This window comes from Pseudooceanicola nanhaiensis DSM 18065, assembly GCF_000688295.1.
Taxonomy (GTDB): domain Bacteria; phylum Pseudomonadota; class Alphaproteobacteria; order Rhodobacterales; family Rhodobacteraceae; genus Pseudooceanicola; species Pseudooceanicola nanhaiensis.
Map to the genome: position 1 here is coordinate 766,058 of NZ_JHZF01000011.1, position 19,587 is coordinate 785,644.

Consider the following 19,587-nt stretch of genomic DNA (forward strand, 5'->3'; position numbering starts at 1 on the left):
GTGAAGATTGTTGACCGGCGCACCGGAGCACTTGCCACCGATAGCGGCGCCGGAAGGCAGGCTCAGCGGGTGAGTTCCTTCATCCCCTGCGAGAGCCCTTCGAGCGTCATCGGGAACATCTGGTCCTCGAAGATCTCGCCGATCATCTTGATCGACTGGGTATAGCCCCAGTATTTGCGCGGCACCGGGTTGATCCAGACGTTGTCCTTCCACTGCGCGCGGGCGCGCCGCAGCCAGGTCTCGCCGGATTCCTCGTTCCAGTGCTCGTTCGCGCCGCCGGGATAGGCCACCTCGTAAGGCGACATCGAGGCATCGCCGATGAAGATCGCCTTGTAATCGTGGCCGTAGGTCCGCAGCACCTCCCATGTGGGCGTCTGCTCCTGCCAGCGGCGGCGGTTGTCCTTCCAGACGCCTTCGTAGAGGCAATTGTGGAAGTAGAAGTGTTCGAGATGCTTGAACTCGGACTTGGCGGCCGAGAAGAGCTCTTCCATCACCTTGATATGCGGGTCCATCGAGCCGCCGACATCGAGGAACAGCAGCACCTTCACCGCGTTGCGCCGCTCGGGCCTTGTCTGCACGTCGAGATAGCCGTGTTCGGCGGTCGAGCGGATCGTGCCGTCGAGGTCGAGCTCGTCATGCGCGCCGTCGCGGGCCCAGCGACGCAGACGCTTGAGCGCCATCTTGATGTTGCGGGTCCCGAGCTCGACGTTGTCGTCGAAATTCTTGAACTCGCGCTTGTCCCAGACCTTCACCGCGCGCTGGTGGCGGGATTTCTCCTGGCCGATGCGCACCCCTTCCGGGTTGTAGCCCTGCGCGCCGAAGGGCGAGGTGCCCTTGGTGCCGATCCACTTGGAGCCGCCCTCGTGCCGTTCCTTCTGCTCCTTCAGGCGCTCCTTGAGCGTCTCCATCAGCTTCTCGAAGCCGCCGAGCGCCTTGATCTCGTCCATCTCCTCCTTCGAGAGATGCTTTTCAGCCATCTGGGTCAGCCAGTCGGCGGGCAGGTCCACCGCCTCGATCACCTGATCGAACGAGATGTTCTCGAGCCCCTCGAAGGTCTTCGCGAAGGCGATGTCGAACTTGTCGATATTGCGCTCGTCCTTCACCATCGAGGTCCGGGCGAGGTAGTAGAACGCCTCGACGTCGTAGGTCGCCAGTCCGGCGCGCACCGCTTCCAGGAAGGTCAGGTATTCGCGCAGGGTGACGGGGACGGCGTGTTTCCGGAGGTTCTCGAAGAAGGGTATGAACATCAGACCATCGTGCGGTGGATTATGAGGGTCAGGAAGAGACCCGCCAGCGCGAAGATCATGGCATGTACCGCCGCGTATTGCAAAATGTCCGCAGTCTTGCCGCCGCGCGATTTCGCCCGCCAGCCGCCGACGAGGGCGCCGGCGATGATGCCGATGATGACCAGCATGTTCAGCCTCCGGTTCGGTTCGGATTGAGCGCGGCGACCTCGGAGAGTTTCGCCCGGACCGCCCAATCGGGACCGAAGCCGTAGCGCGCCCAGCCGAGGGAGTCACGGCGGGTGGCCTGCGCCGCTTCGCCGCGCCCGACGAGGTCCAGCGCCTCGGCCTCGAGCATCATCAGCGACGACAGGAGCGCCGCGTTCTCGTGCCGGCGCGCGAGATCGGACTGGCCCTTCAGCAGCGACAGCGCGGCGGCCCCGTCGCTGCGGGCGATGGCATGGGCGGCCAGCTGCGCGCGGACGAAGGCACGGTGGATCGCGGTGTCGGGGTTGCGGCCGTAGAGCGCGTCGGCCCGGCGGTAGCTGGCCAGCGCCGCCTGCGGATCCGTCGACTGCACCAGCCGCGCATAGGCGTAATGCGAAAAGGCGAGGCGGTGATCGCTCCAGCCGCTCCGTCGCGCGATGTCGAGCGCGCGACCGGCGGCGCGCAGCCGCTCCAGGTTCGAGGTGCCGGGCCCGAGCGCGTTCTGGATCGCGTCGATCCAGTCGCGCGAGGTTTCGGGCAGGTTGCGGGTCGGGCGCCGCTCCCCGGCCGGGTTCAGCCGGGCGAGCAGGGCGGGCAGGCGGGCCGCGACCTGCGCCTTCGTCATGCCGTTCTGCAGTTCGTCCGCGTAGAAGGCCCGCAGGATCAGCATGTCGAAGGGCGTCAGCACGGTGTGGACGTTGTCGTCGTTGAAGACGGAATTATCCAGCCGGTAGAGGTCGTTCAGCGGCCCGAGCGCCTGCGCCAGCTCCTCGTGCAGGCAGTCGCGGACCTCCTGCGGGCTCACGTCGTTCGGCACGAAGATGGCGATCCGCTCGCGCTTCGTCAGGCCGGTCCAGGACGATTGCGCGCGACGCCGGGCGCGGTTGTATTCCGCGAGGCTCGAGACATTGGGCACGACGAAGCAGGCGGCCTGCGGCAGGAAGCGCCGGATCTGGTCGCCCGAGACGGCCTGGATCGTCACGTTTGCATCGCTGGCCGAGGTGCGCTGGATGTCGAGCCCCGCCTCGCGCCGCATCCGCGCCAGCACGCGGTCCAGCTCGGTCCGCATTCCCGTGGGCGCGGTGCCGGTCATGCGGACGCGTATGGTCCCCTCGAACCGTGTCAGCACGGGCAGCTCGCGGCCCGATTCCAGCCGGAAGGCGAGGTCGAGGAAATCGCGGGCGATGTCGGCGTTGGACGCGCTGACCTGGCCCGGCCCGGCACGGTTTTCCGAGAACAGCTTCATCGGCGGCAGGTCCATGCCGCCCGCGGAATGGGCGGCGCGCGACGGCGGTTCTCCGGCCTGCGACAGGGGCTGGCAGGCGGCCAGGGCCATCAACAGAAACGCGGCATGTTTCAGCCGCATCAGAGCGCCCTCTGGTACTTGATGAAATCCGTCTTCTTCGCGATCCGGTCATAGAGCTTGCGGGCCGTCGCGTTGTCCTCCTGCGTCAGCCAGTAGACGGTGGGCGCACCGGCGGCGTCGGCCCGTTCGTAGACCGCCTCGATCAGCGCGCGGCCGACACCGGTGCCGCGGACCTCGGGATCGGCGTAGAGGTCCTGCAGGTAGCAGACGTTCTCCACCTTCCAACCGTGCCGGTGGAAGAGGTAATGCACCAGGCCCACGGGCTTGCCGTCAACCTCGGCGATGAGGCCGTTGAAATCCTGCGGGTCGTCGCCGAGCAGGCGCGCGAAGCTCGATGCCTTGATCTCGGGCGTGACGGAGGTGTGGTAGAATTCCAGGTAGAGATCCCAGAGACGTTCCCATTCGGCGCGGTCGGAAGGGGTGATCGGGCGGATCGTAACCGTATCGCTCAATGGAATTGTCCTATCATCAGCCTGCAATGCCGCCCGACGGCGGTTCTTTCGCAAGAGTGTCCGCAATTTTGCCCGGAATGTCACGCCCGGTGATCCGCGGGCCAGCGGAGTGTCGCTCTTCTGCCGATCGCGGGCGGTGTCAGGCCAGCCAGGCGAGCGTGGCGAGGGTCGCGACGGTGGTCCAGACGGTGACCTGCATGATCGTGCGCGTGCGCACCTCGTAGAGCAGCGCCATCGAGAAGGCCATCGCGCCCGTGGGTCCGGCCGCCGAGAGCAGGAAGCCATCGGGCGCGGTGCCGGGCGCCAGAACCACGATCGCGGCCCAGAGCGCCAGCGGGAAGACGGCCACCTTGACCGCGATGACGAGCAGGGCCAGCGGTTCGGGGCGGAGCGGCGTCACCGACAGGATCACCCCCATGGCGAAGAGCGCGGTCGGCGAGGCGGCGCGGCCGACGAACCCCGCGAAGGTGTCGAGCGGGCCGGGCAGGGGCAGCCCGCCCGCCGCGAAGACCGCCGCCGCCGCGATGGCCCAGAGCAGCGGCAGGCGCAGCACGCGCGTCAGGACCAGCCCGGCGCTGCTGCCCGCATCGCGCCCGGCCATCACCTCGAGCGCGATCATGGTGCCGGCGAAGGCGAGGATCGAATCCACCATGATGACCGAGGTGATCGCGAGCGTGGTCTCCGGTTCTCCGAGGAACTGCGCGATCGGCAGGGTGTAGTACGCGTTGTTGACGAAGACGCCCGCGAAGCCCAGAAGCAGCGCCTCCTGACGGGATCGCCCGAAGAGATTGCGCGCCACCGCGAAGCCCGCGGCATAGACCAGAGCCTCCACCCCCACGTAGGCGAGCAGCGGCACGAGCTCGAACGCGGGCCAGGGCGCGGTGGCGATGGCGCGGAACAGGAAGATCGGCAGCAGGACGGTCATGGCGAACCGGTTCAGGACCCGCGCGTCCCCCGCGCCGACCCAGCCGGTCCGCCCGCTCGCGTAGCCGATCAATGCGATGGCGAAGACCGGCAGGATCGGATCCGTCAGGACCCCGAGCACGTCAGCGTTGGCCGCGCGCCATGAAGGCCAGACGTTCGAAGAGATGCACGTCCTGCTCGTTCTTCAGAAGCGCCCCGTGCAGCTTCGGCAGCGCATTGGCGCCGTCCCGCTTGAGGTCCTCGGCGGTCAGGTCCTCGGCCAGGAGCAGCTTCAGCCAGTCCAGCACTTCCGAGGTCGAGGGCTTCTTCTTGAGACCGCTCGTCTCGCGCAGCTCGAAGAACTGGGTCAGCGCGGTGGTCAGCAGGCTTTCCTTGATCCCGGGATGGTGGACCTCGACGATCTTTCGCATCGTGTCCATGTCGGGGAAGCGGATGTAGTGGAAGAAGCAGCGGCGCAGGAAGGCGTCGGGCAGCTCCTTCTCGTTGTTCGAGGTGATGATCACGATGGGGCGCTGCGCGGCGCGGATCGTGTCGCCGGTCTCGTAGACGTGGAACTCCATCCGGTCGAGCTCCTGCAGGAGGTCGTTCGGGAACTCGATGTCGGCCTTGTCGATCTCGTCGATCAGCAGCACGACCTTCTTGTCGGCCTCGAAGGCGGTCCAGAGCTTGCCCTTGCGGATGTAGTTGCGGACGTCGTGGACCTTCTCGTCGCCGAGCTGCGAGTCCCGCAGGCGCGATACGGCATCGTATTCATAAAGACCCTGCTGCGCCTTGGTGGTCGATTTGATGTTCCATTCGATCATCTCGAGGCCCAGGCCCGAGGCCACCTGCCGCGCCAGCTCGGTCTTGCCGGTGCCGGGTTCGCCCTTGACGAGGAGCGGGCGCTCCAGCGTCACGGCGGCGTTCACCGCGACGGTCAGGTCGTCGGTTGCGACGTAGTCCTTGGTTCCCTCGAATTTCATCTGCGCATATCCCTCGGTTGGTCCGGGGGCGACACTAGAGGCCTTCGGACGGCGCCGCAATCAATCCCTTGCCGTTCGGCAGGTTCGTGAAGCGGGCAGGGGTTACTGCTTTATTGCATTGTGTAGTGACAAGACATCTTGAAAGGAGTAGATGCCAGCGCAGGGGTGGCCAGCGGGCTTTCTGAACTCTGAAAGCGACGTGTTTGGCCGTTTTTGAGGGAGCCTTGTGCATGAAAGCAGAGACGTTTCTTTCTGATGATTACCGGCCCGCTGAGGACGAGCCTTTCATGAACGAGCGCCAGCTCGAATATTTCCGCAGAAAACTTTGGACCTGGAAAGACGAGATCCTGGAAGACAGCCGCGAGACCATCGAGGGCCTTCAGGACAGCACCCGCAACATCCCGGACGTCGCCGACCGCGCCAGCGAAGAGACCGACCGCGCCCTGGAACTGCGGACCCGCGATCGCCAGCGCAAGCTGGTGGCCAAGATCGACGCGGCGCTGCGGCGGATCGACGAGGGCGAATACGGCTATTGCGAGGTCACCGGCGAGCCGATCAGCCTCAAGCGCCTGGATGCACGGCCGATCGCCACCATGAGCCTCGAGGCACAGGAACGCCACGAACGGCGCGAGAAGGTCCACCGGGACGACTGATCTCGTCGCGGCGTTCTGGCCGCGGTGTCAATCGACTGAATTTGAACAAAATCCAACGCGCCGGGCTTTCGCTCCGGCGCGTTTTGGTGTCTGAATCGGGTATGGACCTCAATCAACTCAAAGTTGCGGTCGTCGGGGCCGGGATCGGCGGGCTTGCCCTGGCCCGCGCGCTCGCGCTGCGCGGCGCATCGGTGACGGTGCTGGAACAGGCGCCGGAGATCCGCGAGGTGGGCGCCGGGCTGCAGGTCTCGCCGAATGGCGTGGCGGTGATGCGGGGTCTCGGCCTCGACCAGGCGCTGCTGGCGCGGCGCCCGGTGGAGGCGGGCGCCGTCTCGCTCCGCGATGCCGGCGGGGACGAGGTGCTGCGGCTGGACCTCGCGCGGCATGCGCCCGGGCAATCGCATCTCTGCGTGCATCGCGCCGACCTGATCGACGTGCTGGCCGAGGGCGCGCGGGCGGCGGGCGTCCGGCTGCGCCTGCTGCACAAGGTCGATGCGGTCACGCCCGGGCCGCGGCCCGAGATCGTCACCTGCCGGGGCGCACGGCTCAGGGCCGACCTCGTGATCGGTGCCGACGGGCTGCATTCGCGCCTCCGCCCGGTCCTGAACCCCGGCGCGGCGCCCGCCTTCACCCGCCATGTCGCCTGGCGCGCGGTCCTGCCCGAAACCGGCACGCCCGCGGCCGAGGTCCGGCTCTACATGGGGCCGAAGCGGCACATCGTGACCTATCCGCTGCGCGGCGGCACGCTGCGCAACCTCGTGGCGGTCGAGGAAACGCCGGTCTGGACCGAGGAGGGATGGTCCCATGCCGGCGATCCCGACCGGCTGCGCGCGCTGTTTTCGGACTTCGGCCCGGACGTGCGCGACCTGCTCGCCCGCGTCGAGACGGTGCATCGCTGGGGCCTCTTCCGTCACCCGGTCGCGCGGCGCTGGCACGGCGAGGGCACCGCGCTGGTCGGCGACGCGGCGCACCCGACGCTACCCTTCATGGCGCAGGGCGCCTGCCTCGCGCTGGAAGACGCCTGGGTGCTGGCCGAGAGCCTGGCGGAGGGGACGGACATGGCCTCGGGGCTGTCCGCCTACCAGCAGGCGCGGCAGGGCCGCGCAAGCCGCATCGTCGCCGCCGCCTCGCGCAATGCGTGGAAATACCACCTCAGCCTGCCGCCCCTGCGCCGCGCCGGCCACATGGCGCTGCGTCTCGGCGGCCGGTTCGCCCCCGGCGCCATGGTGCGCCAGTTCGACTGGATCTATCGCGAGGATGTCACGCGCGGCGCACGCCTCGCGCCGTCCTTGCCCATGGTGGCGGAGTAGGGGCGCCGTCCCCGCGATCTCGCGGAATTTCCGAGCCTGTAAGGGGGGGCCGGTCCCACTGCCAAGTGCCCGGCCTGCGAGACGCTGCGGCCGGGCGCTCGATCCGTCTGCGGCGATCAACGGCAATGCGGAAGGCCGGTGTGGCAGAGGGCCCAGTCTCACTGTTGGTTGCAGTGCCCCCACCTCGCACGACGGATCGACTTGGAGCTCGGTAACTGCTGAAAACCAGAGGCCAGTTCAAACAGCGGCCGTGGCAGGGGGCTCTGCCCCCGTCGCGGCAGGCCGCGACTCCCCCGGAGTATTTCCGGAAAGATGAAGCCTGGGGCGGGCGGCTCAGCCCTTGTGGATCCAGCCGCCGCCGAGGATGCGCGAGCTGTCCGGCGCGTAGAAGACGCAGGCCTGGCCCGGGGAGACGCCTTCTTCGGGTGTCAGCAGCTCGACCTCGGCCGTGGTGGCCGAGAGCGGACGGATCACCGCCTCGCGCGGGGGGCGGGTGGAGCGGACCTTGACCAGGACGTGATGCTCGGCCGCGCTGTCGAAGGCGCCGTTGCCCAGCCAGTTGATCTCGCGCACTGGGATGGTCCGGGTGGCCAGCATCTCCTTGGGCCCCACCACGACGCGGCGGGTGTCGACGTCGAGCTTCACCACGTAGAGCGGCTCGGAAAGACCGCCGATGCCGAGGCCGCGGCGCTGGCCGATCGTGTAGTGGATGACGCCGTCATGGGTGCCCAGCACCCGGCCGTCGGCATGCACGATCTCTCCGGGCTCCGCCGCACCGGGGCGCAGCTTCTCGATGACCGAGGCGTAATTGCCGTTCGGCACGAAGCAGATGTCCTGGCTGTCGGGCTTGTCGGCGACCGCCAGCCCGTATTTCGCGGCAAGCGCCCTGGTCTCGGCCTTCGAGGCGAGGTGGCCCAGCGGGAAGCGCAGGTAATCGAGCTGCTCGGGCGTGGTCGAGAACAGGAAGTAGCTCTGGTCACGGTTCGCATCGGCCGCGCTGTGCAGCTCCGGCCCCGCTTCGCCCATCTTGCGCTGGATGTAATGCCCGGTGGCCATGCAATCGGCATCGAGGTCGCGCGCGGTCTCGAGCAGGTCCTTGAATTTCACCCGCTCGTTGCAGCGGATGCAGGGCACCGGCGTCGCGCCCGCGAGGTAGCTGTCGGCGAACTCGTCGATCACCGCGTCCCTGAAGATGTTCTCGTAATCCAGAACGTAATGCGGGAAGCCCATCTCCTCGGCCACGCGGCGCGCGTCGTGGATGTCGAGCCCGGCGCAGCAGGCGCCCTTCTTGGCAAGCGCCGCGCCGTGGTCGTAGAGCTGCAGCGTCACGCCCACCACGTCATAGCCCTCCTCGGCCAGCATCGCCGCCACGACCGAGCTGTCCACGCCGCCCGACATCGCCACCACCACCCGCGTCTCGGACGGGGGTTTGGCGAAGCCGAGGGAATTCAGGGTCTTGGTGGTGTCGAGGGCCATCGGGGCCTCCTGGATCGCGGCGGTCGGGCAGGGGAAGTCCCGGAGAATATAGGAAAATGCGAGATACTAACAACCCGCCATTTCATCCGCCGTTAAGCCGGCCGCGCAATTCTGGCGGCATCGGACGACGCGGGGATGGGCCGCCATGTATCTCAAGAAGGTTCGCGGGCCAAGAGCGGTCACACTGGCCGACGGCAGCGTGATGACGCGCGCCGACCTCCCGCCCGCCGAAACGCGACGCTGGGTCGCCTCACGCAAGCTTGCCGTGGTGCGGGGGGTGGTCTACGGGCTGATCACGCAGGACGAGGCGCTGGCGCGCTACGGTCTCAGCCGGGAGGAATTCATCGAATGGGTGACGGCCGTTACCGAACATGGCGAAGAGGCGCTGAAGGCCACCGCCCTGCAGCGGTTCCGGAACGGCGAGGCGCATGACCGTTAGGGTTTTAAAATGACTCTCATAAGCGATTGTCAGAATGCGAGTATCCCGGTAACGTGGAGTTAACCATTTCCGGTCAGGTTGAGTGAAAGTCACCGGGCGAATGGAGTGAACGTGATGCGAGTGCTTTTGGTAGAAGACGATCCGACCACGTCGAAGAGCATCGAACTGATGCTCACGCACGCCAATCTGAACGTGTACACGACCGACATGGGCGAGGAGGGGATCGACCTTGCCAAGCTCTACGATTACGACCTCATCCTGCTGGACCTCGGCCTGCCGGACATGAACGGCCACGACGTGCTGCGGCAATTGCGGCTCGCGAAGATCGAAACGCCGATCCTGATCCTGTCCGGCGCGGACGATACCGAAAGCAAGATCAAGGGTTTCGGCTTCGGCGCTGACGATTACCTCACCAAGCCTTTCCATCGCGAGGAACTCGTGGCGCGGATCCATGCGATCATCCGCCGCTCCAAGGGCCATTCGCAATCGGTGATCCGGACCGGAAAGGTCGCGGTCAACCTGGACGCCAAGACGGTGGAGGTCGCGGGCAAGTCCGTGCATCTGACCGGCAAGGAATACCAGATGCTCGAGCTTCTGAGCCTCAGGAAGGGCACGACGCTCACCAAGGAGATGTTCCTCAACCACCTCTACGGCGGCATGGACGAGCCGGAACTGAAGATCATCGATGTCTTCATCTGCAAGCTCCGCAAGAAGCTCACCGGCGCGACGGGCGGCGACAATTACATCGAGACGGTCTGGGGCCGCGGCTATGTGCTCCGCGATCCCGAGCCCGAGCGGATGGACGACCAGCGGATCGCGCTCGGCGCCTGACGCGGCCCCTCTGGACCTGCCCGGCAGGCGGCCCTATCACTTCCCCGGAACGTGCGGCGTGGCCGCGGGCGACAAGAGGGGCAGGCGGTGACGGATCTGGTGCCGGTCGGGAAACTTGGCGAGGCAGAGGCGCGCGAGGAACTGGCGCGGCTGGCAGAGCTGCTCGCCCGGGCGAACAGCGCCTACCATGGCGCGGATTCGCCTGACATCTCCGACGCCGAATACGACGCGCTGAAACGGCGCAACGCCGAGATCGAGGCGCGCTTTCCCGCCCTCAAGCGTTCCGACAGCCCGAGCGAGATGGTGGGCTCGGCCCCCTCCGAAGGGTTCGCGAAGGTCCGGCATTCGGTGCGGATGCTCTCGCTCGGCAACGCCTTCGAAGAGGGCGAGATCCGCGATTTCGACGACCGCGTACGGCGCTACCTGAACCTTGCCGCCGATGCGGACCTGAGCTTCACAGCCGAGCCCAAGATCGACGGGCTCAGCCTTTCGCTGCGCTACGAGGGCGGCACGCTGGTGCAGGCGGCGACCCGCGGCGACGGGGAGACGGGCGAGAACGTGACCGCAAACGCCCGCACGATCGACGACATCCCGACGGAGCTCGAAGGCGCGCCCGAGGTGCTCGAGGTCCGTGGCGAGGTGTACATGAGCCACGCCGATTTCGCCGCGCTCAACGACCGGCAGGAGGCCGCGGGCGCCAAGACCTTCGCCAATCCCCGGAACGCGGCGGCGGGCTCGCTCCGGCAGCTCGATCCCGCGATCACCCGCACCAGGCCGCTCCGCTTCTTCGCCTATGCCTGGGGAGAGCTCTCCGCGCCGCTGGCCGACACCCAGATGGGCGCGATCGACCAGCTCCGCGCGCTCGGCTTCCAGACCAACCCGCTGACCCGGCTCTGCGACGGCCCGTCGGACATGCTGGCCCATTACGCCGAGATCGAGGCGCAGCGCGCGACGCTCGGCTACGACATCGACGGCGTCGTCTACAAGGTGAACGACCTCGCGCTGCAGGCCCGGCTCGGGTTCCGCTCCACCACGCCCCGCTGGGCGCTCGCGCACAAGTTCCCGGCCGAGCTGGCCTGGACCCGGCTGGAGGCGATCGACATCCAGGTCGGCCGCACCGGCGCGCTGTCGCCCGTCGCCCGGCTGACGCCCGTGACGGTCGGCGGCGTCGTCGTCTCGAACGCGACCCTGCACAACGAGGATTACATCGCGGGCCGGGATTCGAAGGGAGAGGAGATCCGCGGCGGCAAGGACATCCGCATCGGCGACTGGGTGCAGGTCTACCGTGCGGGCGACGTGATCCCCAAGGTCGCGGACGTGGACCTCTCCAGACGTCCCGACGATGCCACGCCCTACCGCTTCCCCGAGACCTGCCCGGAGTGCGGCTCCGAGGCGATCCGGGAGGAGGGCGACGCCGTCCGCCGCTGCACGGGCGGCCTCATCTGCCCCGCGCAGGCCGTCGAGAAGCTGAAGCATTTCGTCTCGCGCCCGGCCTTCGACATCGAAGGGCTCGGCGCCCGGCAGGTGGAGTTCTTCTACGCCATGTGCTGGATCGCCCAGCCGGCCGACATCTTCACGCTTCCGACGCGGGACAGGACGGGCGACCGTCTGGTCCGGGATCCGAAGGAGGTGACCGCCTATGCCGAGACGCTGCCCGCCGAACGGCGCCGCGACCATCTCGACGGGCTGGCCGAGATGCTGCGCTCGGTCGGGGTGCCGGTGGATGACGCGGATCCCGCCCATCTGGCGCAGGCGATCCGCCACCTCGCCGAGACGCCGCTGGCGCGGATCAAGGGGTTTGGCGAGAAGAGCGCGACGAACCTTTTCGCGGCCATCGACGAGAAGCGCGAGATCCCGCTCCAGCGGCTGATCTTCGCGCTCGGCATCCGGCACGTCGGCGAGGTCGTGGCCGGCGATCTCGCGCGCCATTACCACGATTGGGCGAGTTTCACCGCCGCCGTGGACCGCGCCGCGCCGGCCGCCGAACGGCACCGCGCGGCCGACGCGGCGGTCGCCGCCGAACGCGCCGCCGCCGCCGAGGAAGGGCGCCGCGCGCAGATCGCGCAGACCCGGGACGCCATCTGGGCGAAGGATTCGGTCCCGGACGACGCGAAAGCCGCCTGGGACGAGCTGGTCGGGATCGAGGGGATCGGCGCCTCGGTGGCGGTCGCGCTCACCACGACCTTCGCGCAGGCGGCGGAACGGCGCTCCATCGACGCGCTGGCAGAGCTGCTCACGCCGCAATCCGCCGCGGCGCCGCAGAGCTCGGACAGCCCGGTGGCCGGCAAGACGATCGTCTTCACCGGCACGCTCGAGAAGATGACCCGCGCCGAGGCCAAGGCGCGGGCCGAGGCGCTCGGCGCCAAGGTCTCGGGTTCGGTCTCGGCCAAGACCGACCTGCTGGTGGCGGGCCCGGGGGCGGGGTCGAAGGCGAAGAAGGCCACCGAGCTGGGTGTCGAGACGATCGACGAGGACGGCTGGATCGCGCTGATCGGGGCAGGCTGAGCCGGTGAAGGGGCGCCCCGAGATCCTCTTCCCGCTCTTCGCCGGGCTCGAGACGCTGCCGGGCGTCGGCGCCAAGACCGCGCAGAACATGGCGCAGCTCGGGCTGGAACGGCCCCGGGACCTGCTGCTGCACCTGCCGCATTCGGTGATCGACCGCCGCCGCCGCCGCACGATCCGCGGCCTGGAGCTTCCGGCCGTCGCCACGGTCGAGGTCGAGGTCGAGAGCCATCGTCCCGCCCGCACCCGCGGCGGCGCCTACCGGGTGCTGGTGCGAGACGCCGAGACGGATTTCATCCTCGTCTTCTTCCACGCGAAGGGCGATTACCTGAAGAAGATGCTGCCGGTCGGCGAACGGCGGCTGGTCTCGGGCCGGCTGGAATTCTTCGACGGCATGGCCCAGATGCCGCATCCCGATCACGTGCTCCTGCCCGAAGAGGCGGACGAGGTGCCGGATTTCGAACCGGTCTATCCGCTCACCAACGGCGTCACGCTCAGGGTGATGACCCGCGCCGTGCGTGCCGCGCTCGACCGTGCGCCCGAGCTCGAGGAATGGATCGACCCCGGGCAGCGCGCCGCGAAGGCCTGGCCCGCCTGGCGGGCCGCCGTCCGCGCGGCCCATGCGCCGGAAGAGCTGATCCTCGACACCGACCCCGCCCGCGAGCGGCTGGCCTATGACGAGCTCTTCGCGCATCAGCTCACCCTCGCTCTGGCCCGGCGCAATGTCCGCCGCGGCAAGGGGCGGGTGACCCGCGGCGACGGGCGGCTCAGGCGCAAGGTGCTGGCCTCGCTCGGTTACGCCCCGACCGGTGCCCAGACCCGCGCCGTGGCCGAGGTGGAGCGGGACCTCGCGCGGGAAGAGCGCATGTCGCGGCTCCTGCAGGGGGATGTCGGCGCGGGCAAGACCCTGGTGGCCTTCCTTTCGCTGCTCGTCGCGGTCGAGGCCGGCGGGCAGGGCGTCATGATGGCCCCCACGGAGATCCTCGCGCGGCAGCACCTGGAAAGCCTCGGCCCCCTGGCCGCGGCGGCGGGCGTCCGGGTCGAATGTCTCACCGGCCGGGCCAAGGGGGGCGAGCGCCGCGCGCTGCTGGAGCGGCTGGCCCGCGGCGAGATCGACATCCTCGTGGGCACCCACGCCGTCTTCCAGGCGGGGGTCGAATTCCGCGACCTGCGGCTGGTGGTGATCGACGAGCAGCACCGTTTCGGCGTGCGCCAGCGGATGGAGCTCGGCCGCAAGGGGCAGGCGCCGGACGTGCTGGTGATGACCGCGACGCCGATCCCGCGCAGCCTCGCGCTGGCAAGCTACGGCGACATGGACGTCTCGGTGCTGGACGAGAAGCCGCCGGGCCGGAAGCCGGTGACCACGGCGCTCGTCTCGCTCGGCCGGATCGGCGAGGTGGTCGAGCACCTGCGCAAGGCGGTGGCGGAGGGGCGTCAGGCCTACTGGGTCTGCCCGTTGGTCGAGGAGAGCGAGACCTCGGACCTGACCGCGGCCGAGGACCGGTTCAAGGCGCTCAGGGCGGCGCTTGGCGAGGGGGTCGTGGGCCTCGTCCACGGCCAGATGCCGGGGCCCGAGAAGGACGCCGCGATGGCGCGGTTCGTGGCGGGCGAGACCTCGGTCCTCGTGGCCACGACCGTGATCGAGGTCGGGGTCAACGTGCCGAACGCCTCCATCATGGTGATCGAGCGGGCCGAGACCTTCGGCCTGGCGCAGCTTCACCAGCTGCGCGGAAGGGTCGGGCGCGGGGCCGCGCAATCGACCTGCCTGCTGCTCTACGCGGCGCCGCTTGGCGAAAGCGCCGAGAAGCGCCTCTCGCTCCTGCGCGAGACCGAGGACGGCTTCCGCATCGCCGAGGTCGATCTGGAGATGCGCGGGGCGGGCGACGTGATCGGCGTCGCGCAATCGGGGCTGCCGCGATTCCGGGTCGCCGACATCGAACGGCAGGCCGGGCTCATGGCGGTCGCGCAGAGCGATGCGCGGGCGTTGCTGGAAACGGATCCGACGCTGGAAGGCGCGCGGGGAAAGGCCGCCCGGGTGCTGCTCTGGCTCATGGGGCAGGACGAGGCGATCCGCCTGATTTCAATCGGTTAGCCTGTCTTCGGTCTTTTTGTTCTCAAATGTTCTTAAAAAGTTCTTGCCTGACGCTGGGTGATGTGAGAACAAAGTGGCAACAAACATTTCGACGGGAGATGGAAGATGCTCGACCAGATCAGAAAGACCGCCCTCAGGTCCCGCGGCACGCTGGCGCAGGATGCGCTCGGGGCGACCGCGCTGATGCTTCTGCTCGTGGGCGCGCTCTATCTCCCCGCCTTCACCTGAGAGTTCTGCCTGCGGTTTCCGTGCCGAAGACCCACGCCTGATCCCCGCGTCCCCAAGCGCGGTGGCGTGCCCCTGGATGCCTGTCCTGGATTGCCGGCTTGCCTCATTCCCCGGCCCGGTCTTCATGTCCCCCACGGGAACCGCTCCTCCTGACCGCCGCGCGTCCCGCAAGGACACGCGGCGGTTTTTTTGGCGGGGGCATCCGGATGGCGGGTGCCCGCGGCTAGGCTCTGATCCTGGCGCTCGCGCGCCCGAGGCCAGGCGCGGCCATGATGTGAGCCCGCCGGCCGCCGCCCGGAAGACGCGATCGTGGATATCCGCGGCGCCCTGCGCCAAACACGCGAAAGCCGCGCGCCCGGGCCTATACTTCGCCATCGCGGGCGGGCATCCTGCCGCGACAGGCAGGAGATCGGGCAGATGATGACGGACAGGCTGGACGCCGCGATGGAGGCAGCCATCACGGAGAAACGCATCGTGGGCGGCGTGCTGCTCGTCTGCGAGCGGGGCGAGACGGTCTATGCCCGCGCTATCGGCCTTTCGGATCGCACCAGCGGGCGCGTGATGGAGGTGACCGACCGCTTCCGCCTCGCCTCGGTCACCAAGCCGATCGCCACCGCCTGCTTCATGTCGCTGGTCGAGGACGGCACGCTGTCGCTCTCGGACCCGGTGACCGCCTACCTGCCGGATTTTCGCCCCCGTCTGCCCGACGGCACCGCGCCCGAAATCACGTTGCACCACCTGATCACCCACACTTCGGGCCTCGGCTACCGGTTCCTCGAACCCGAGACCGGACCCTATGCGCAGGCCGGCGTCTCGGACGGCATGGACCAACCGGGGCTCTCCATGAAGGAAAACCTCGACCGGATCGCTTCGGCGCCGCTCTACTTTGCGCCGGGCACGGGGTGGCGCTATTCGGTCGGCCTCGACGTCATGGGCGCGGTGGCCGAAGCGGTGACGGGGCAGGGCATGCAGGCCCTGATCGACGCCCGGATCTCGCGCCCGCTCGGCCTCGGATCGCTGGCTTTCGCCGTGCCACCCGCCGCCGACCTGGCCACGCCCTACATCAACGCGACGCCCGAACCGAAGCCCCTGCGCGACGGCGACCGCCCGCTGCTCTGGGGCGAGGGCGGGGTCACCTTCGCGCCGTCCCGGGTGCATGAGTCCGCCTCCTTCGCCTCGAGCGGCGCGGGCCTGACGGGGCGGGCAGAGGACGTGATGGCCGTCTTCCGGAGCCTCATGGGACATGGCCCCGCCATCCTGGCGCCGGAGACAGTGGCGCAGATGATGAGGCCGCAAATCCCGTCCGAGGTAATGACGATCCGGGGGCCCGGCTTTTCGTTCGGGTATGGCTGGGCGATCGTCACCGATCCCGGCCTCGCCGCGGCCCCGGACCCGGCGGGGATGCTGAAATGGGGCGGCGTCTACGGGCACTCCTGGTTCATCGACCCGGCCGCCGCGCGCGTTTCGCTGCTGCTCACGAATACCGCATACGAAGGCATGCAGGGCATTCTTCCGGCACAGATCCTGGAGGCCTTCTACACCTGACGCCTATGTTCGCATTCGGGCTTTCCAATCGCGTCCGAGCGCCTAGCCTCAACCGCAAACCGCAAACCGCAAACCGCAAACCGCAAACCGCAAACCGCAAACCGCAAACCGCAAACCGCAAACCGCAAACCGCAAACCGCAAACCGCAAATTGCAAACTGCACCGCGTTGGCTACGGTTTGCAGAGCGCAAGGTGGGACGTGGGACGTAAAGATTGCTGATGAGATGGCGACCGATGCGACGTGAACTTTGCAAATGCCTGAATACGGTTTGCAAAGCCTCCCGGACCGCCCTCCGAAATGCCACTGCGCAGCGCGTTGCCTGGAAGGCGGCAGATGCGGCACCTCGGTGCACCCCGTTTCCAGGTGGTGCCGATAGCCGCCAGGCCGGGTTTGCAGCTTCGTCACTTTGCCTCTTTCATCCGCACGTGTCGTGCTCAGCCGGAAGGTCCCGAAGCAGATGACCCATGTCCTGAAACCCACCCCGGAAACCGTTCACTGGGGTTGGTTCGATGCCCGCCTCGCGCCCGTTCTGACCGTGGAGAGCGGGGACAGGGTGCAGATCGAGAGCGTCTCCGGCGGGCCGGTGAACCTGCCGCCCGAGGGGCATGTGGTGCCGCCGGAACTGCGCGACATCCACGCCCGTGCCGAACGACGGCAGGTCGGGCATATCCTGACCGGGCCGGTCGCCATCGCGGGGGCACGTCCCGGCGACATGCTCGAGGTCCGCATCCTCGACGTGGCCCCCTGGATGGACTGGGGATACACCGCCTGCCGAACGCTGGGCGGGGCGCTGCCGGGCGAATTCGAGGCGGCGCAGATCCATTCGGCCATCGACATCGACGCCCGCAAGGCCCGGCTGCCCTGGGGGACCGAGCTCGAGCTCGCGCCGTTCTTCGGGGTGATGGGCGTGGCGCCGCCCGAGGGCTGGGGCGAGATCCCGACGATCCAGCCGCGCGCGCATGGCGGCAACCTCGACAACAAGGAACTGGGCGCGGGCGCGACGCTCTACCTGCCGGTCTGGGCCGAGGGCGCGCTCTTTTCCTGCGGCGACGGGCACGGGATCCAGGGGGACGGCGAGGTCTGCCTCACCGCCATCGAGACCGGCCTGAGGGGAACCTTCGAATTCCATCTGCACAAGGGAAAAGGCTGGGACTACCCGCGGGCCGAGACGCCGACCCACCTGATCACGATGGGGATGCACGAGGATCTCGATACGGCCGCCCGCGATGCGCTCCGCCGGATGATCGACTGGGTCTCGGAGATCACCGACCTCAGCCGCACGGATGTCTACATGCTGATGAGCCTGACCGGCGACCTCCGGATCACCCAGGTGGTGAACGGCGAGAAGGGCAGCCATGCGATGCTGGCGAAATCGGTGCTCGAGACGCTGCCGGGGCTGAAGCCGGTGCTGCAGGGGTAGGCCGCGCGGTGACGGGGGCCGGGGGGCCGCCTCGGTCCTTCGGCGCGGGCTCGTGGGGCGGGGGGCGACGAGGGGCCTGGACGCTCTCACGGTCTGCGGGGCTGGTCCGACGGTGCGGCTTCTCGCAGGTGGCCGGGGGCGTTTCAGGCGAGCTTCTCGGGCGAAGCCGCGGGATGACGAGAGGTCCGATACGGTCCATTGACGCGCCACGTTGCGGACCGAGGCGTCAGTCGGTCGCGCAGCCAAGCCGTTCTGCGCGACCTGCATGGGCCTTGCCATCGCGACAGGAGGTCAGCGCCGAAGGCTCGAAGGCTCGAAGGCTCGAAGGCTCGAAGGCTCGGAGGCCCCCTGCCGTCCGATACCTCCTCACCCGTAGGCGAACACCACGTCATCGAGGTCGATCGCCGCGAATTCGTCCTTCTCGGTCCAGTAATCCTGGTTCAGCTTCCATTCGTTGTCCTCGCCGCGGCGGGGCAGGAGATGCTGGCCGCGGAGCAGGTAGCCGGGGTTGAAATCCTCGAGATCCGCCCAGTCGTGCAGCGGCATGTCGGGATCGCGCAGGCGCGGCTCCACCCGGGATTTCTGATGCCTCTGCATGTGATCGAGCAGCCGGGTCACGAATTGCGCCACCAGCTCGGCCCGGAGCGTCCAGGACGAGCGGAAGTAGCCCATCACCCAGACGAGGTTCGGCACCCCGGTGAACATCATCGAGCGGTAGCCCACGGTGTCGTGGAAATCGACCGGGGCCCCGTCGACGGTGAAGGCAATGTCGCCGAAGGCGCAGAGGTCGAAGCCCGTCGCGGTCGCGACCACGTCGGCCTCGAGCAGCGCGCCGGATTTCAGCCGGATGCCCTCGGGCACGAAACGCTCGATCTCGTCGGTGACGATGGAGGCCCGGCCGCCCGAGAGCGCCTTGTAGAGATCGCCGTCGGGGATCCGGGCGATGCGCTGGCGCCAGGGCATGTAGGGGGGCGTGAAATGGCGGTCCACGTCGAAATCCTCGCCCAGATACCTTCGGGCGACACCGATCAGCTCGGTCTTCACCTGCTCGGGGTCCGCAAAGCAGCGTTCGGTGAACTCGTGGCTCGCAAGCAGGATCTCGCGGCGCACGATCTCGTGGATCCAGTCCTCGTCCACCTGCAGCTTGCGCAGATGCGCGGCGATCGGGATCTCGTTCTTCTCGGACCGGAAATAGGTGGGCGAGCGCTGGAGCATCGTCACATGCGCCACCTGCTCGGCCACGTTCGGCACCAGCGTGGCCGCGGTGGCGCCGGAGCCGATGACGACGAGACGCTTGCCCGTGCCGTCGAAATCCTCGGGCCAGGTCTGCGGGTGGATGATCTCTCCGGCGAAATCCTCCATCCCGGGCCAGTCCGGTGTGTAGCCCTCGGAATGGCGGTAATAGCCCTGGCACATCCAGAGGAACCGCGCCGAGATCCGGCGTTCGGTGCCGGTGGCGGAATGGGTGGCGGTCACCGTCCAGAGCGCCTCTTCCGAGCTCCAGGCCGCGTCCGATATCCGCCAGCCGTAGTGAATGTCGGGGCCGAGCGCGTTTTCCTCGATCACCTCGCCCATGTAGTCGCGGATTTCCTCGGCGGTGGCGATCGGGGGGCCGACCCAGGGCTTGAAGCCGTAGCCGAAGGTGTGCAGGTCGCTGTCCGACCGGATCCCGGGATAGCGGTGCGTGACCCATGTCCCGCCGAAGGTCTCCTTCTCGTCCAGCACGGCGAAGCTGTCGCCCGGCCGGTCGACACGCAGGTAGCGTGCGGCGGCAATGCCGGAGATGCCCGCGCCCACGATCAGCACGTCGAGCGGCTGCACCAGAGCATCCAGCGCCGCCCCGGGGTCCACGCCTGTCATCTCGTTCATCGGCTCCTCCTTCCGATCCGTGTCTGCAGGACAACAGGAAAGGCGCGTCAGGACAAGGCGCGTGGGCCCGGCATGGGCGGCGAATTC

Annotated in this window: 17 protein-coding genes; 9 read left to right on the forward strand and 8 right to left on the reverse strand. The window is 68.2% G+C overall.

Annotated features, from left to right (window positions below; all coding sequences use genetic code 11):
• Positions 1–62: 62 nt before the first annotated feature.
• The 6 genes from Q344_RS0104675 to Q344_RS0104700 form a co-directional block, all read right to left on the reverse strand.
• Positions 63–1,247 carry a vWA domain-containing protein gene (locus Q344_RS0104675; RefSeq protein WP_028285658.1) on the reverse strand — a complete coding sequence of 395 codons (1,185 nt, stop codon included), beginning with the start codon at positions 1,245–1,247 and terminating at the stop codon, positions 63–65.
• Positions 1,247–1,414, reverse strand: coding sequence for a hypothetical protein (locus tag Q344_RS26315; protein WP_169739175.1), 168 nt, complete (start codon positions 1,412–1,414; stop codon positions 1,247–1,249). The genes Q344_RS0104675 and Q344_RS26315 overlap by 1 nt, the downstream gene beginning before the upstream one ends.
• Before the next feature lie 2 nt (positions 1,415–1,416).
• Complete coding sequence (locus tag Q344_RS0104685; RefSeq protein ID WP_028285659.1) at positions 1,417–2,796, reverse strand: DUF2927 domain-containing protein; 1,380 nt, start codon at positions 2,794–2,796, stop codon at positions 1,417–1,419.
• The gene (locus Q344_RS0104690) at positions 2,796–3,248 is read right to left on the reverse strand and encodes a GNAT family N-acetyltransferase (protein ID WP_028285660.1); all 453 of its coding nucleotides are present in this window, start codon (positions 3,246–3,248) and stop codon (positions 2,796–2,798) included. Before Q344_RS0104690 ends, Q344_RS0104685 begins: the two co-directional genes overlap by 1 nt.
• Before the next feature lie 139 nt (positions 3,249–3,387).
• A complete protein-coding gene (locus tag Q344_RS0104695) occupies positions 3,388–4,293 on the reverse strand; it encodes an AEC family transporter (RefSeq protein WP_028285661.1) in 906 nt (301 codons plus the stop codon).
• Between the two features lies 1 nt (position 4,294).
• On the reverse strand, positions 4,295–5,134 hold the full coding sequence (locus Q344_RS0104700) for an AAA family ATPase (RefSeq protein ID WP_028285662.1): 840 nt from the start codon (positions 5,132–5,134) through the stop codon (positions 4,295–4,297).
• A gap of 230 nt (positions 5,135–5,364) precedes the next feature.
• Between Q344_RS0104700 and dksA the strand changes: the two genes are divergently transcribed.
• Together dksA and Q344_RS0104710 are read left to right on the forward strand one after the other, a co-directional pair.
• A complete protein-coding gene (gene dksA / locus Q344_RS0104705; protein ID WP_028285663.1) occupies positions 5,365–5,787 on the forward strand; it encodes an RNA polymerase-binding protein DksA in 423 nt (140 codons plus the stop codon).
• A gap of 101 nt (positions 5,788–5,888) precedes the next feature.
• Positions 5,889–7,097 carry an FAD-dependent monooxygenase gene (locus tag Q344_RS0104710; RefSeq protein WP_028285664.1) on the forward strand — a complete coding sequence of 403 codons (1,209 nt, stop codon included), beginning with the start codon at positions 5,889–5,891 and terminating at the stop codon, positions 7,095–7,097.
• 333 nt (positions 7,098–7,430) lie between these two features.
• On the opposite strand, the gene mnmA is transcribed toward Q344_RS0104710, so the two are convergent.
• A complete protein-coding gene (mnmA, locus tag Q344_RS0104715) occupies positions 7,431–8,573 on the reverse strand; it encodes a tRNA 2-thiouridine(34) synthase MnmA (protein WP_028285665.1) in 1,143 nt (380 codons plus the stop codon).
• A gap of 145 nt (positions 8,574–8,718) precedes the next feature.
• On the opposite strand from mnmA, the gene sciP reads away from it, so the two are divergent.
• The 7 genes from sciP (at position 8,719) to Q344_RS23115 (ending at position 17,631) form a co-directional block, all read left to right on the forward strand.
• On the forward strand, positions 8,719–9,012 hold the full coding sequence (sciP, locus tag Q344_RS0104720) for a CtrA inhibitor SciP (RefSeq protein ID WP_028285666.1): 294 nt from the start codon (positions 8,719–8,721) through the stop codon (positions 9,010–9,012).
• A 114-nt stretch (positions 9,013–9,126) separates the two neighbouring features.
• Positions 9,127–9,843, forward strand: a complete 717-nt coding sequence (gene ctrA, locus Q344_RS0104725; protein WP_028285667.1) for a response regulator transcription factor CtrA — start codon at positions 9,127–9,129, stop codon at positions 9,841–9,843.
• Between the two features lie 87 nt (positions 9,844–9,930).
• Positions 9,931–12,348 (forward strand): NAD-dependent DNA ligase LigA, encoded by a 2,418-nt coding sequence (ligA, locus tag Q344_RS0104730; RefSeq protein ID WP_036538328.1) that lies wholly within the window; start codon positions 9,931–9,933, stop codon positions 12,346–12,348.
• 4 nt (positions 12,349–12,352) lie between these two features.
• Positions 12,353–14,437: an ATP-dependent DNA helicase RecG gene (gene recG / locus Q344_RS0104735; protein ID WP_028285669.1), complete on the forward strand. Its 2,085-nt coding sequence runs from the start codon at positions 12,353–12,355 to the stop codon at positions 14,435–14,437.
• Between the two features lie 105 nt (positions 14,438–14,542).
• Complete coding sequence (locus Q344_RS26670; RefSeq protein ID WP_268238610.1) at positions 14,543–14,665, forward strand: hypothetical protein; 123 nt, start codon at positions 14,543–14,545, stop codon at positions 14,663–14,665.
• A 417-nt stretch (positions 14,666–15,082) separates the two neighbouring features.
• Positions 15,083–16,210 (forward strand): serine hydrolase domain-containing protein, encoded by a 1,128-nt coding sequence (locus tag Q344_RS23110; RefSeq protein ID WP_051630271.1) that lies wholly within the window; start codon positions 15,083–15,085, stop codon positions 16,208–16,210.
• 458 nt (positions 16,211–16,668) lie between these two features.
• Complete coding sequence (locus tag Q344_RS23115; protein WP_036538329.1) at positions 16,669–17,631, forward strand: acetamidase/formamidase family protein; 963 nt, start codon at positions 16,669–16,671, stop codon at positions 17,629–17,631.
• A gap of 366 nt (positions 17,632–17,997) precedes the next feature.
• Here Q344_RS23115 and Q344_RS0104755 read toward each other — a convergent pair whose 3' ends face one another.
• Complete coding sequence (locus Q344_RS0104755; protein ID WP_028285670.1) at positions 17,998–19,500, reverse strand: flavin-containing monooxygenase; 1,503 nt, start codon at positions 19,498–19,500, stop codon at positions 17,998–18,000.
• Positions 19,501–19,587 lie beyond the last annotated feature (87 nt).

Bases quoted from the DNA above. Each gene is read 5' to 3' on its own strand.
- Q344_RS23110 (WP_051630271.1), top strand. From the start codon at position 15,083: ATGATGACGGACAGGCTGGACGCCGCGATGGAGGCAGCCATCACGGAG.
- Q344_RS0104700 (WP_028285662.1), bottom strand. From the start codon at position 5,134: ATGAAATTCGAGGGAACCAAGGACTACGTCGCAACCGACGACCTGACC.
- dksA (WP_028285663.1), top strand. From the start codon at position 5,365: ATGAAAGCAGAGACGTTTCTTTCTGATGATTACCGGCCCGCTGAGGAC.
- ctrA (WP_028285667.1), top strand. From the start codon at position 9,127: ATGCGAGTGCTTTTGGTAGAAGACGATCCGACCACGTCGAAGAGCATC.
- sciP (WP_028285666.1), top strand. From the start codon at position 8,719: ATGTATCTCAAGAAGGTTCGCGGGCCAAGAGCGGTCACACTGGCCGAC.
- mnmA (WP_028285665.1), bottom strand. From the start codon at position 8,573: ATGGCCCTCGACACCACCAAGACCCTGAATTCCCTCGGCTTCGCCAAA.
- Q344_RS26670 (WP_268238610.1), top strand. From the start codon at position 14,543: ATGCTCGACCAGATCAGAAAGACCGCCCTCAGGTCCCGCGGCACGCTG.
- Q344_RS26315 (WP_169739175.1), bottom strand. From the start codon at position 1,414: ATGCTGGTCATCATCGGCATCATCGCCGGCGCCCTCGTCGGCGGCTGG.
- Q344_RS23115 (WP_036538329.1), top strand. From the start codon at position 16,669: ATGACCCATGTCCTGAAACCCACCCCGGAAACCGTTCACTGGGGTTGG.
- Q344_RS0104710 (WP_028285664.1), top strand. From the start codon at position 5,889: ATGGACCTCAATCAACTCAAAGTTGCGGTCGTCGGGGCCGGGATCGGC.
- Q344_RS0104755 (WP_028285670.1), bottom strand. From the start codon at position 19,500: ATGAACGAGATGACAGGCGTGGACCCCGGGGCGGCGCTGGATGCTCTG.
- Q344_RS0104675 (WP_028285658.1), bottom strand. From the start codon at position 1,247: ATGTTCATACCCTTCTTCGAGAACCTCCGGAAACACGCCGTCCCCGTC.
- Q344_RS0104685 (WP_028285659.1), bottom strand. From the start codon at position 2,796: ATGCGGCTGAAACATGCCGCGTTTCTGTTGATGGCCCTGGCCGCCTGC.